The sequence below is a fragment of the Xanthomonas sp. WHRI 1810A genome (genome assembly GCF_040202885.1).
GTDB lineage: Bacteria > Pseudomonadota > Gammaproteobacteria > Pseudomonadales > Pseudomonadaceae > Aquipseudomonas.
Genome location: NZ_JBEGED010000025.1, coordinates 19,139 through 32,189 on the forward strand (window position 1 = coordinate 19,139; position 13,051 = coordinate 32,189).

General features: G+C 59.7%; 12 protein-coding genes. 1 reads left to right on the forward strand and 11 read right to left on the reverse strand.

Annotation, left to right across the window (positions count from 1 at the left end):
* Positions 1-5: 5 nt before the first annotated feature.
* The 11 genes from ABQX22_RS24805 to cspD form a co-directional block, all read right to left on the reverse strand.
* Positions 6-419 (reverse strand): NADH-quinone oxidoreductase subunit A, encoded by a 414-nt coding sequence (locus ABQX22_RS24805; protein WP_349802526.1) that lies wholly within the window; start codon positions 417-419, stop codon positions 6-8.
* Between the two features lie 550 nt (positions 420-969).
* Positions 970-2,295, reverse strand: coding sequence for an isocitrate lyase (aceA, locus tag ABQX22_RS24810; RefSeq protein WP_349802527.1), 1,326 nt, complete (start codon positions 2,293-2,295; stop codon positions 970-972).
* A gap of 544 nt (positions 2,296-2,839) precedes the next feature.
* Positions 2,840-3,628 carry a secretin N-terminal domain-containing protein gene (locus ABQX22_RS24815; protein WP_349802528.1) on the reverse strand — a complete coding sequence of 263 codons (789 nt, stop codon included), beginning with the start codon at positions 3,626-3,628 and terminating at the stop codon, positions 2,840-2,842.
* A gap of 159 nt (positions 3,629-3,787) precedes the next feature.
* Positions 3,788-4,213 (reverse strand): GNAT family N-acetyltransferase, encoded by a 426-nt coding sequence (locus ABQX22_RS24820; protein ID WP_349802529.1) that lies wholly within the window; start codon positions 4,211-4,213, stop codon positions 3,788-3,790.
* Positions 4,206-5,372, reverse strand: coding sequence for a ribosomal protein uL16 3-hydroxylase (locus ABQX22_RS24825; RefSeq protein ID WP_349802530.1), 1,167 nt, complete (start codon positions 5,370-5,372; stop codon positions 4,206-4,208). The genes ABQX22_RS24820 and ABQX22_RS24825 overlap by 8 nt, the downstream gene beginning before the upstream one ends.
* Positions 5,373-5,456: 84 nt before the next feature.
* The gene (purB, locus tag ABQX22_RS24830; protein WP_349802531.1) at positions 5,457-6,827 is read right to left on the reverse strand and encodes an adenylosuccinate lyase; all 1,371 of its coding nucleotides are present in this window, start codon (positions 6,825-6,827) and stop codon (positions 5,457-5,459) included.
* 131 nt (positions 6,828-6,958) lie between these two features.
* Positions 6,959-7,579, reverse strand: a complete 621-nt coding sequence (gene hflD / locus ABQX22_RS24835; RefSeq protein WP_349802532.1) for a high frequency lysogenization protein HflD — start codon at positions 7,577-7,579, stop codon at positions 6,959-6,961.
* Positions 7,579-8,709 (reverse strand): tRNA 2-thiouridine(34) synthase MnmA, encoded by a 1,131-nt coding sequence (gene mnmA / locus ABQX22_RS24840; protein ID WP_349802533.1) that lies wholly within the window; start codon positions 8,707-8,709, stop codon positions 7,579-7,581. Before mnmA ends, hflD begins: the two co-directional genes overlap by 1 nt.
* Positions 8,710-8,780: 71 nt before the next feature.
* A complete protein-coding gene (locus tag ABQX22_RS24845; protein WP_349802534.1) occupies positions 8,781-9,221 on the reverse strand; it encodes an NUDIX hydrolase in 441 nt (146 codons plus the stop codon).
* Positions 9,222-9,395: 174 nt separating this feature from the next.
* Positions 9,396-11,621, reverse strand: coding sequence for an NADP-dependent isocitrate dehydrogenase (locus tag ABQX22_RS24850; RefSeq protein WP_349802535.1), 2,226 nt, complete (start codon positions 11,619-11,621; stop codon positions 9,396-9,398).
* Positions 11,622-12,167: 546 nt separating this feature from the next.
* Entirely contained in the window at positions 12,168-12,440 is a 273-nt protein-coding gene (gene cspD, locus ABQX22_RS24855; RefSeq protein ID WP_441005327.1) for a cold shock domain-containing protein CspD, read from the reverse strand.
* Positions 12,441-12,659: 219 nt separating this feature from the next.
* Here cspD and clpS point away from each other — a divergent pair, with 219 nt between their 5' ends.
* Positions 12,660-13,022, forward strand: coding sequence for an ATP-dependent Clp protease adapter ClpS (clpS, locus tag ABQX22_RS24860; RefSeq protein ID WP_349802536.1), 363 nt, complete (start codon positions 12,660-12,662; stop codon positions 13,020-13,022).
* Positions 13,023-13,051: the final 29 nt, after the last annotated feature.

The following is a 13,051-nucleotide window of genomic DNA, read 5'->3' on the forward strand; positions in this document are numbered from 1 at the left end:
AAGCCTCATTGTTTTAGCTTCGCTTGCCGGTTACGACGCCCTTCAGGTGCCCAGTCAAGAGCCCCCACACGCCATAGGTAGACAAGACCTGCCAACAGAATTGCTATGAAAACGAGCGCTTCGGCAAATCCGGTCCAGCCGCTTTCGCGGACGGACACAGACCAGGCAAAGAGAAAAAGGGCTTCGATGTCGAAGATCACGAAGAGCATCGCGACCAGATAGAATTTTGCGGAGAGACGTAGACGGGCGCCGCCTGTCGGCAGCATGCCGGATTCGAACGGTTCGTTTTTGCTGCGGCCCCAGGCTTTGGAACCCAGCAGGCTGGACAGGCCGAGCATGAAGGCGCAGAGGCCGATGACACCCAAGAGGAAAACGGCGAATCCCCAGTTGTGGGCAATCAAACCTGTCGAATCGGGCATGCTGGCAGTCCTTATCAGAGAGCAAAGGTCTCTGTGCTTGAAATAGATTAAGGCAGTGACGATTTGTCGCAGTGAACCAATTCGAGGGATTTTATGTGCAAACCGTAGGCAAGTAAATTTTCTGCATCAAATTTATTCGTAGGATTAATGAGATAGGTCATGGTTTTAGTGTGCAGAGCCATGCGCTGCGGGCATCAGGGCGTTTTTTGTTAATTATGTTTCACACAATCAACAATCAAAAACAGCGCACTTAAATGATAATTAATATCATTTAAGTGCAAATAACCTGTTTATGAAGCCCGTCTTCGGAAACAGCTCGTGGTGGTGCGCTAACCATAGCTTGGATAATGATGCCTGCCAGACATTTGCCGCCAATTGACGCTGGAAACCCGAAGGAGCTGCCGAGCCCGAGCGAGGCTGTGATCGCGGTCTGTCTGTGGCACCCTCATCGCAGCCTCGCTCGGGCTCGTCAGCTCCTACAGAGGCAGGAACAAGGCGCCCACAAAAAAGCCGCCAAGAAGGCGGCCTTTCATTGAGCGTTGCCTGACGCTTAGTGAAACTGCTCCTCTTCGGTAGAACCGGTGAGCGCGGTGACCGAGGACTTGCCGCCTTGGATCACGGTGGTCATGTCGTCGAAGTAGCCGGTGCCGACTTCCTGCTGGTGCGCCACGAAGGTGTAGCCCTTTGCGGCGTCAGCGAACTCCTGCTCCTGCAGCTTCACATAGGCGGTCATGTCGTTGCGGGCGTAGTCGTGCGCCAGGTTGAACATGCTGTGCCACATGTTGTGAATACCGGCCAGGGTAATGAACTGATGCTTGTAGCCCATGGCCGACAGTTCGCGCTGGAATTTGGCGATGGTCGCGTCGTCCAGGTTCTTTTTCCAGTTGAAAGAGGGCGAGCAGTTGTAGGACAGCAACTGGTCCGGGTATTCCTTCTTGATCGCTTCGGCAAAGCGCCGCGCTTCGTCCAGGTCCGGCTTGGCGGTTTCGCACCAGATCAGATCGGCATAGGGCGCGTAGGCCAGGCCGCGGGCGATGGCTTGATCAAGCCCGGCACGCACTTTGTAAAAGCCTTCCGGGGTGCGGGTGCCTGTCACAAACGGTTGGTCGTACGGGTCGCAATCGGAGGTCAGCAAGTCCGCAGCGTTAGCGTCGGTACGGGCCAGGATGATCGTGGGAACGCCAGCCACGTCTGCCGCCAGACGCGCAGCCACCAGTTTTTGCACGGCTTCCTGCGTAGGCACCAAGACCTTGCCACCCATGTGACCGCATTTCTTGACGGAGGCCAGTTGATCTTCGAAGTGCACGCCCGCTGCACCTGCTTCGATCATGCTTTTCATCAGTTCGTAGGCGTTCAACACACCGCCAAACCCGGCTTCAGCGTCGGCCACGATCGGCGCGAAATAATCAATGTAGCCTTCATCGCCCGGGTTCTTGCCGGCTTTCCACTGAATCTGGTCCGCCCGGCGGAACGCGTTATTGATGCGCTTGACCACGGTCGGCACCGAGTCCACCGGGTACAGCGACTGATCGGGGTACATCGACTCTGCCGAGTTGTTGTCCGCCGCCACCTGCCAGCCAGACAGGTAAATTGCCTGAATGCCCGCTTTTACTTGCTGCACCGCCTGGCCGCCGGTGAGGGCGCCCATGCAATTGACGAAATCCTTGTCCGGACGGAACGACGGTTTGGCGCCCTGGGTGACCAGCTTCCAGAGCTTTTCAGCGCCCAGTTTTGCAAAGGTGTGTTCAGGCTGAACCGAACCACGCAGGCGGACGACGTCAGCAGCCGAATACGTGCGAGTCACGCCTTTCCAGCGTGGATTCTCGGCCCAGTCTTTCTCGATGGCTGCAATGTGTTGTTCGCGTGTCTGTGCCATGGGGTAAACCTCGTCGCATAGGTCTTGTTGTCGGGAAAGCTCCTTGCTCCACCGGGTGACAGCGCCCGTGTTCGGGACGGCGCATCACCGGGCTGCTCGCTGACCAAAGGGCGATCAAGCCTGCACTCAACGAAACACGACAGGTGAACGAAGAGGTGAAGGGCAAGCACACACGAGGAGCCGGGCTATTGCGAGGCGTGCATCCATGGCGTGTGGTGGCCGTGTAGTGCACGCCGCAAACAGTTTCACAAACGGGTTCCGAGCGCTGTGTCCCTCGGGACAACTTCGTTCCAGTCGCGATCTCGTCAAACGGCCTTTTGGGCGATACAGACACGAACCGGCTCAAGTTGGGTGGGTTTGAGCAGCGATCCGGAGGCTTTTACCAAGCCTCTGATAAGCGGGAGCGAGCCAATCATGCCTCGCGATCTGGCCATCGTCAAACATTATGTAGTGCTTTTTTAGGAGCACTACATATTTCTGGAAACGACTCGTTGGTCAGTTTTCGGGCCTATGGGTGTTGGGGGGGCGTGCGGGTACGGGGGTTTCAGTCGAGACTGTCGACCTTGACCCGCAAGGTCATGTCGTCCCGTCCCTGGGTGGAGTAGCGGCGCACGATCCCTTGTTCATCCGCCCGGGACTGGTCGCTGGTGCCGGCGAGGGTGATCCATTCGCCCAGCCGGCCGCTGACCTGAGTGTCGGTGCTTTGCACCTTGATGGCGTCCGGGCGTTCCTGGCTCATCCGGTCTCGGTTGGTGCTGATGCTCAGGTGCACGATGTCGCCGGTGACGCTGGCCGTGACGTAAAACCCCTGGGTCACGTTGCGATATTCAGTGTTGCTCTGGGGGTAGCCGTAACCGTCCGACTGCGTGGTGGTGATCGGCACGCTTTGCCCGACCTGAATCAGCGCGGGCGTGCCCTCGTTGGCTTGCACTTGCTGGACGCCGCCCTCGCGGCTGGTGGAGCCGTAGTTGATGATGCGCGTCTGGCTGCGACCACTGACCTGCCCGTTCTGCGCGATCACTGTGCCATTGGTCGAATAGCCCGAGTTGCTCTGGTTGCTGCTGTCGCTGGTGTCGACACTGATCAGCAAGCGCTTGGGCGCGGTATCCAGCTGGCCGAGCAGGTCGCGGATTTCACTGATCTTGTCGGGTTCGGCGTTGATGATCAGCTTGTTGCCGTAGGCATTGACGCTGCCTTCGGCGCCCAGCATGGATTTGACCGTGGGCAGCAACTCATCGCTGGTGCGGTAATTGAGCGGAATGATCTCGGTCGCGGCGCTGGCAGCAAGGCTGCACGCCAACAGCAAGGAAGCGAGCAGGGCACGTAACACCATTTCTGTAATCTCCGCGTGGCGCAACAAAGCGCTGAGTTTGACAGTATGTCGGCGCCAAAACAGCCAAGTTGAATCGCAGACGGCAGAACGCCCCGACAGTCCCAGCATAGTCAGCTGGAACGCGGGGCGTCACGTCTAGGGCTTGGCGGGCCGCTCGATTTACTTCGAGTGGCGCAGCATGTCCACGTGGGCCAGACCGGCTTCAAGGAATTCAGCGCTCACCACGGTGAAGCCAAAGCGCTCGTAAAACGCGGTGGCCTGCACTTGCGCGCTGAGTTTCTGCGGGCTCAGGGCGCGATGCTCGGCCTCGGCAATGACCGCGTTGAGCAGCGCATCACCCACATTAAGGCCGCGCCAGTCCTTGAGCACCGACAGCCGACCGATTTCCCCGTCGGGCAAAAGCCGCGCGGTGCCAATGGGGAAGTCGCCTTCCGTGGCCAGAAAATGCTGGGCGCTGGCGTCTTCTGCGTCCCACTCCAGCTCAGGCGGAATCGACTGTTCGGCCACGAACACGGCTTCGCGGATGCGCCGGATGTCGGCGTTGTCCTTGTGCCAGTCGGCCTTGCGTACACGGATGCTATTCATCGGCAAATCCCAGACTTCCTTGTTTGACCAGTTCGCAAATCAGATTGCGACCGTTTTCATCCGACAACCACGGGCCGAGGTTATCGCTGTGCAATGCATCGGCGGCGCAGATCAGCTTGAGCAACTCACGCAGGCTGCCGGGCAGCAGACGGCTCTGGCCGCTGGCGAACAACAGCAGGTCGTCGTCCACTTCCGACCACGCCAGACGTGCGCTCGGGTTGCGTATCAGCACCGCGCCCTGTTCCAGGCTGTCGAGCAGCTCGGCTTCTTCAAGTTCAGGCCCGACCACCAGTTCCGGGTAGCGCGGCTCGGTCATGAACTGGCCGAACCAGGTCAGCAGCAGGCGCTCGTCACCCATGTGCTCGGCGAGCAGGGCTTTGAGGCGATCCAGGGCGTCGTGCTGAATCTGATGCGGGTCGCTGACCGGTTGCGCGTCGGCGTCGGTGTAACGCTCTTCCTCCGGAATGAACTGGCTGAGAAAGTCGGTGAAGTGGGTCAGCACTTCAGCGGCGCTCGGGGCACGGAAGCCCACCGAGTAGGTCATGCAGTCGTCAACCGCAACGCCGCAATGGGCCAGGCGCGGCGGCAGGTACAGCATGTCACCCGGTTCCAGGGTCCATTCTTCGGTGGCCTGGAAATCAGACAGAATGCGCAGGTCGGCATGCTCGAGCAGCGGGGTCTCGCCGTCGCACATCTGACCGATCTGCCAGTGACGCTTGCCCTGGCCCTGCAGCAGGAACACGTCGTAGTTATCGAAGTGCGGGCCCACGCTGCCGCCCGGCGTGGCGAAGCTGATCATCACGTCGTCGATGCGCCAGCTTGGCAGGAAGCGGAAATGCTCCAGCAGTTCGCTGACTTCCGGGACGAACTGGTCGACCGCCTGCACCAGCAAGGTCCACTCGCGCTCCGGCAGCTTGCTGAATTCGTCTTCGGCGAAGGGGCCGCGACGCAGCTCCCATGGCCGCTCGCCGTTTTCGATCACCAGACGCGACTCGACTTCTTCTTCCAGCGCCAGGCCTGCCAGCTCGTCGGCGTCCAGAGGGTTCTGGAAATCCGGAATCGCCTGTCGGATCAGCAAGGGTTTTTTCTGCCAGTAATCACGCAGGAAAACACGCGCGCTGATGCCGCCAAGGAGCTGAAGAGGAATGTCAGGATTCATGTGTAACCTATTGAAAAAGTGCGATGTGTCGAACGAAATAAAAACGCCCGGCTCAGCCGGGCGTTCAGAGCGTCGGCGGTGCGGTCAGATGCGCTTGGCCTGTGCCACGGCGCTGCCGATGTAATTGGCCGGGGTCAGCTTCTTCAGCTCGGCCTTGGCGGCAGCCGGCATGTCCAGGCCGTCAATGAAGGTCTGCAGCGCCTCAGGGCCGATGCCCTTGCCGCGCGTCAGTTCTTTGAGTTTTTCGTACGGGTTCTCGATGTCGTAGCGGCGCATCACGGTCTGGATCGGTTCCGCCAGGACTTCCCAACAGGCGTCCAGGTCAGCGGCGATCTTCTGCTCGTTGAGTTCCAGCTTGCTGATGCCCTTGAGGCTGGCTTCGTAGGCAATCACGCTGTGTGCGAAACCCACGCCCAGGTTGCGCAGCACGGTGGAGTCGGTCAGGTCGCGCTGCCAGCGGGAAATCGGCAGCTTGCTCGCCAGATGCTGGAAGAGTGCGTTGGCGATGCCCAGGTTGCCTTCGGAGTTCTCGAAGTCGATCGGGTTGACCTTGTGCGGCATGGTCGAGGAACCGATTTCGCCGGCAATGGTGCGCTGCTTGAAGTAACCCAGGGAGATGTAGCCCCAGATGTCACGGTCGAAGTCGATCAGGATCGTGTTGTAGCGCGCGATGGCGTCGAACAGCTCGGCGATGTAGTCGTGGGGTTCGATCTGCGTGGTGTACGGGTTGAAACCCAGGCCTAGCTCGTCTTCGATGAAGGCGCGGGCGTTGGCTTCCCAGTCGATATCCGGGTACGCCGAAAGGTGCGCGTTGTAGTTGCCGACGGCGCCGTTGATCTTGCCCAGCAGCGGCACGGCAGCGACCTGGGCGATCTGGCGCTCCAGACGGTACACGACGTTCGCCAGTTCCTTGCCCAGGGTGGTGGGGGAGGCTGGCTGGCCGTGGGTGCGCGACAGCATCGGGACTTCGGCAAACCGGATCGCCAGTTCGCGGATGGATTCGGCGATCTGACGCATCAGCGGCAGCAGAACGGTGTCGCGGCCTTCGCGCAGCATCAGGGCGTGGGACAGGTTGTTGATGTCCTCGCTGGTGCAGGCGAAGTGGATGAACTCGCTGACCTTGGCCAGCTCCGGCAGTTTCGCCGCCTGCTCCTTGAGCAGGTATTCGATCGCCTTCACGTCGTGGTTGGTGGTGCGCTCGATTTCTTTCACGCGTTCGGCGTGTTCGAGGGCGAAGTCAGTGGCCAGCGCATCGAGGATCGCATTGGCTTCGGCGGAGAACGCCGGGACTTCAGGGATTTGCGGGTGAGCCGACAGGCGTTGAAGCCAGCGGACTTCCACCAGGGCGCGGAAACGGATCAAACCGTATTCGCTGAAAATGGGGCGCAGGGCCTGGGTTTTGCCGGCGTAGCGGCCGTCTACAGGGGAAACCGCAGTGAGCGAAGAAAGCTGCATGGGGTGTTCTCGGACAGTCGGGCACGAAATGGGGCGCGTATCATACATGAAAAATCCGCCGAGCCGACCTGGACTCGTCGGCGCAGCACGCGCGGTGCTTGGTAATGCGCTCGTTGAAGGCGTGAAAAAAATCAGCCGTGCATCAACGGGTACAGTTCTTTCAATAACTTGCGACGACTCACGACCAGCTGCCAGCGATGCCCGCCCACTTGTCGCCAAAGACGAGCGGAGCGGATGCCGGCCAGCAACAGGGCGCGGATTTTCGATGCGTTGTTCGGTTGTTGCAGGTTGCGCATGTCGCCGTGCACCTGAATGCGCTGGCGCAGGGTGCTCAGGGTGTCCTGATAGAGCGCGCCGCTGGCGGCGATCACGTTTTCGTGAACGATGCCGAAGTGTTCGACCTGGGATTTGATCTGCGGCAGGCGTTTGCCGATGACCTCCAGCATGTCGTCTCGCTTGGACAGCTGACGCTCCAGGCCCAGCATCGACAGGGCGTAGCGCAGCGGCTCGCGTTGCAGGGTGCCAGGGTCGCGTTCGAGGGCGCTGGCCAGCGCGCGGTAGCCTTCGCGCAGGTTCAGGTCGTCACCCCCGTAGACGTCGAGGGTGTCCTTGGGGTCCAGCACCAACAGGCTGCCGAGCATACAGCCGACGGCGGCTTCGGCGGCCTGGCCGGTCTTGGCAATGCGGTCCACTAACACGGCGGCTTGAAACACGCCGCCCAATGCCACCAGTTGCTCCTGAAGCGGACTCATCAATGCCCATCCTTGCTGTGCCAGGGTTCGGCGGTTTCAATGACGCCGCCGCCCAGGCAGATTTCGCCGTCGTAGAAGACGACCGACTGGCCCGGGGTCACGGCGCGTTGCGGCTCTTCGAACGTGGCGCGGTAGCCGGTGGCGGTGCGCTCCAGCGTGCAGTGCTGATCGCCCTGGCGGTAACGGACCTTGGCGGTCAGCTGGCGCGGGGTGGTCAGGTCGACCTCGTTGACCCAGTAGATCTCCGAGGCAAGCAGGGCACGGGAAAACAGCCAGGGATGTTCATTGCCCTGGCCGACGATCAGCTCGTTCTTCTCCAGGTCCTTGACCAGCACGTACCACGGCTCCTCGCTCGCATCCTTCTTGCCGCCGATCCCCAGGCCCTGACGCTGGCCGATCGTGTGGTACATCAGCCCCGCGTGGCGGCCGATGACTTCGCCCTCGGTGGTCTTGATCTCACCGGGTTGCGCGGGCAGGTATTGCTTGAGGAAGTCAGTGAAGCGCCGTTCGCCGATGAAGCAGATGCCCGTGGAGTCTTTTTTCTTGGCGGTGGCCAGCTCGTACTTCTCGGCAATGGCGCGCACCTGCGGCTTTTCCAGCTCGCCCACCGGAAACAGCGTCTTGGCGATCTGCTCGCCACCGACCGCGTGCAGGAAGTAGCTCTGGTCCTTGTTCGGGTCCAGGCCCTTGAGCAGTTCGGTGCGGCCGTCGATGTCCCGGCGACGCACGTAATGCCCGGTAGCGATCAGGTCGGCGCCGAGCATGAACGCGTAATCGAGGAAGGCTTTGAACTTGATTTCCCGGTTGCAGAGGATGTCCGGGTTGGGCGTGCGGCCGGCCTTGTACTCTTCGAGGAAGTGCTCGAAGACGTTGTCCCAGTACTCGGAGGCAAAGTTGACCGTGTGCAGCTTGATGCCGATGCGGTCACACACGGCCTGGGCGTCGGCCAGGTCGTCCATGGCGGTGCAGTAGTCGGTTCCGTCGTCTTCTTCCCAGTTCTTCATGAACAGGCCTTCCACCTCATAACCCTGCTCCATGAGCAGGAGGGCGGAAACCGAAGAATCCACGCCGCCGGACATGCCGACAATGACGCGCTTCTTTTCTGTAGTGGAAAAGGCTGGATCAGACATAGGGGTTCATTGGGTGGCTTGGAAAAGGACGCGATTCTAGCAGGGAGTCGGCGCCAAGGCGAAAAAGCTCTTCAGTCACGTATCACCGACAGGGGATGGATGGGGCCTGCGAGGTATTCGTCGATGCAGCGCAGTACCAGCTCGCTGCGCCAGCGCTCGGGTTGGCTGGCCAGTTCATCGCGGGTCATCCACGGCGCGCCGACAATCCCGGTGTCCAGTGCCCGTTCCGGGTGGTGACGCAATGCGTTGGCGACAAAGCAGACCCGCTGGTACGTCACGCCATTGCTGGGTGCGGTGTACAGGTAAATGCCGACGACACCGGTCAGTTCGACGTCCCAGCCGGTTTCTTCCAGGGTTTCGCGGATCGCCGCTTCCCCGAGGGTTTCATCGGGGTCCAGGTGACCGGCGGGCTGATTAAGCACCAGCTTGCCGTTTTTCTGTTCTTCGACGAACAGGAACCGACCGTTGTCTTCGACGATGGTCGCGACGGTGATGTGGGGTTTGAAATCCATGGGCGATCTCCAGAATAGTGAGCGAGCAATGAGTTGGAGCGAGGCTTGCCCGCGAAGCTGACAACGCGGTCGATTAGGCTCGCCATCTCATCGCGGCCTTCGCGAGCAAGCCTCGCTACAACATAAAAAACCCCGGCACTGGGCCGGGGTTTTTCGTTGCGTTCCAGGCAGACCTTACTTGAGCGCGTCGATCGCCTCGTTCAGGGTTTTGCTTGGGCGCATGGCCTTGCTCGCCAGTTCCGGAGTGGCGAAGTAGTAACCGCCGATATCCAGTGGCTTGCCCTGTACGGCGTTCAATTCGGCGACGATGGTCGCTTCGTTGTCGGCCAGGGTTTTTGCCAGCTCAGTGAACTGTGCTTGCAGCGCGGTATCTTCAGTCTGCTCAGCCAGCGCCTGTGCCCAGTAAGTGGCCAGGTAAAAGTGGCTGCCACGGTTGTCGATGCCGCCGACTTTGCGCGATGGCGACTTGTTATTATCCAGGAACTGGCCGGTGGCCTTGTCCAGGGCAGTCGCGAGCACCAGCGCTTTCGGGTTGTTGTAGGTCGTGCCCAGGTGTTCCAGGGACGCCGCCAGTGCCAGGAACTCACCGAGCGAATCCCAGCGCAGGAAGTTTTCTTCAACCAGCTGCTGAACGTGCTTGGGTGCCGAACCGCCAGCGCCGGTTTCAAACAGACCGCCGCCATTCATCAGCGGAACGATCGACAGCATCTTGGCGCTGGTGCCCAGTTCCATGATGGGGAACAGGTCAGTCAGGTAGTCGCGCAGCACGTTACCGGTCACTGAGATGGTGTCCTTGCCCGCACGAATGCGCTCCAGGGACACTTTCATCGCGTCAACCGGCGACTGGATGGTGATGTCCAGGCCCGTGGTGTCGTGATCCTTCAGGTATTTTTCGACCTTGCTGATCATCACTGCGTCATGGGCACGCACCGGGTCCAGCCAGAAAATGGCCGGGGTGTTGCTGGCGCGCGCACGGTTGACCGCGAGTTTGACCCAATCCTGGATCGGCGCGTCCTTGGTCTGGCACATGCGCCAGATGTCACCGGCTTCCACCGGCTGTTCCATCACCACAACGCCTTTGTCGTCCGTGACGCGGACAACACCGTCGGTGTCGATCTGGAACGTTTTGTTGTGCGAGCCGTACTCTTCGGCTTTCTGCGCCATCAGGCCGACGTTCGGCACGCTGCCCATGGTGGTCGGGTCGAAGGCGCCATGCTTTTTGCAGTCTTCGATGACCGCCTGATAGATGGTCGCGTAGCAACGATCCGGAATCACGGCCTTGGTGTCCTGCAGGACGCCTTCGGTGTTCCACATCTTGCCGGAGTCACGAATCATTGCCGGCATCGAGGCGTCGACGATCACGTCGCTCGGTACGTGCAGGTTAGTGATGCCCTTGTCCGAGTTGACCATCGCCAGAGGCGGGCGGGTGGCGTAGACGGCTTTGATGTCCGCTTCGATCTCGGCCTGCTTGTCGGCGGGCAACGACTTGATACGCGAGTACAGGTCGCCGATGCCGTTGTTCAGGTTGAAGCCGATGTCTTTCAGTGCATCAGCGTGCTTGTTCAGCGCGTCCTGATAGTACTCGGCGACGATCTCGCCAAACATGATCGGGTCGGACACCTTCATCATGGTGGCTTTCAAGTGCACGGAGAACAGCACGCCCAGCTTCTTGGCGTCTTCGATTTCTTCGGCGATGAACGCGCGCAGGGCTTTTTTGCTGAGGGTGGCGCAGTCGATCACTTCACCGGCCAGGACCGAGGTCTTGTCCTTGAGGACGGTGGTGGTGCCGTTGCTGCCGACCAGTTCGATCTTCACGGCGCCATCGGCTGCGATCAGCGAGGATTTTTCGCTGCCGTAGAAGTCGCCGTTGTCCATGTGCGAAACGTGGGATTTGGAATCTGCACTCCAGGCGCCCATTTTGTGCGGGTGCTTGCGCGCGTAGTTCTTGACCGAAAGCGGCGCGCGACGATCAGAGTTACCTTCGCGCAGTACCGGGTTCACGGCACTGCCTTTCACTTTGTCGTAGCCAGCCCGGGCCGCCTTGTCGGCGTCGGTGATCTCTTCGTCCGGGTAATCGGGGACGTCGTAGCCCTTGTCCTGCAGCTCCTTTATAGCCGCCTTCAATTGCGGAACCGAGGCACTGATGTTCGGCAATTTGATGATGTTGGCTTCCGGCGTGGTCGCCAGCGCGCCAAGCTCTGCCAGGTCGTCGGACACTTTCTTGTCACCCAGGCGCTCCGGGAAGCTGGCCAGAATACGGGCAGCCAGGGAGATGTCGCGGGTTTCGACGGAGATATCAGCAGAGGAGGTGAAGGCTTCGATGATAGGAAGGAGTGAGTAGGTGGCGAGGGCAGGCGCTTCGTCGGTGAAGGTATAGATGATCTTCGAACGGTTGGGCATTTCGGGATAACTCTCTTCTTTGCTGAGCGTACACAAAATTTCGAGATGCGCAGGGTAGGCACTTTCGCCCAAGATATCGATGAGCCGAAAGTCGAGAATTTCGTCGCGCGATAGGGTTACACAGTCGAGCGTCCAGCGGTTCCGATCGAGGGCTGGAGGTGCCGTTTCAGACAGCTAAGCCCTCAATGACCCAATGGTCACCGGCGGCAGTATACCACCGGTCCGAAGCATTGTTACGAGGCCCGTGTGACTGCCATGCAGTCGTGCCGGTCGATTTTGAACCGCGGGCATGGTCTGAAAAAAGTCGCCGAAATCCCTCAAGCCGCGTGCTACGTGCCCTGCGGCAAGGTGTCGCAGTAGCGTTGCAGTACTGTTGGCCGGATCAACGCCATTCAGTTTTCGACTAAAGGAGCACGGCGCCCGGTCAAAATTCAAAACCGCCTGCGTGCCGCTGCACCGGTGAGGCGTTTCACAGGCCAAAAAAAGCCGGTCAGTCCGAGGTGTGAACTGGCCGGCCTCTCAGGTCTCGCGCTTGAACGGTCCGGCTCAGGCGTGAACGTTGTGTTGCTCGTGGTGCACGTGTGGCTCTTGGTTCACTGCTGGGGTGACCGTTTCGGTTGCGGACGCGATTTCCACCGCATGCAACCCCTTGGGTCCCTGGATTATTTCAAACTTGACCGGCTGGCCGGCCTTCAGTGTCTTGTAACCGTCCATCTTGATGGCCGAGTAGTGAGCAAACAGATCCTCTGTCTTTCCATCCTCGACGATGAACCCATAACCCTTGGCATTGTTGAACCATTTGACTTTACCGCTTGCCATAGTCACATCCCTCTGCAAAGGACTCCGTTGGGAGTATCATCCACCTATCCGCCGGACCTAAAAAATTTTGGTTGACTGCGCGGACCCTTTTTACCCACTGTGGGTTCTATTGTTTGTAACACCCTTTAGCCGATAGTCAAGGTCACGCGGCGGTCCATTTGAAAACCGGTCGGACTGCGACGCGTTATTTCAATTCGCCACTAACGAACCCTTCTTTCCATGCATGCTATCCGCAAGATTCGACTAACATTCAATCAGGATGATCCGCAATCCCACGAGGACGAAGCGGCAGGCATCGCGCTCCAGGATGCCAAGCCGATATTGCAGGTGCCACCGATGTACAAGGTGGTTTTGTTCAACGACGATTACACGCCGATGGATTTCGTTGTTGAAGTCCTCGAGGTCTTTTTCAACCTGAATCGTGAGCTGGCGACCAAGGTCATGCTGGCCGTCCATACAGAGGGACGGGCAGTATGTGGATTGTTTACCCGCGACATCGCCGAGACCAAGGCAACGCAGGTAAACCAATACGCCAGGGAAAGCCAGCATCCGCTACTCTGTGAGATCGAGAAGGACGGTTAACGCCGGACACTTGGGTATGAGGTGAAGCT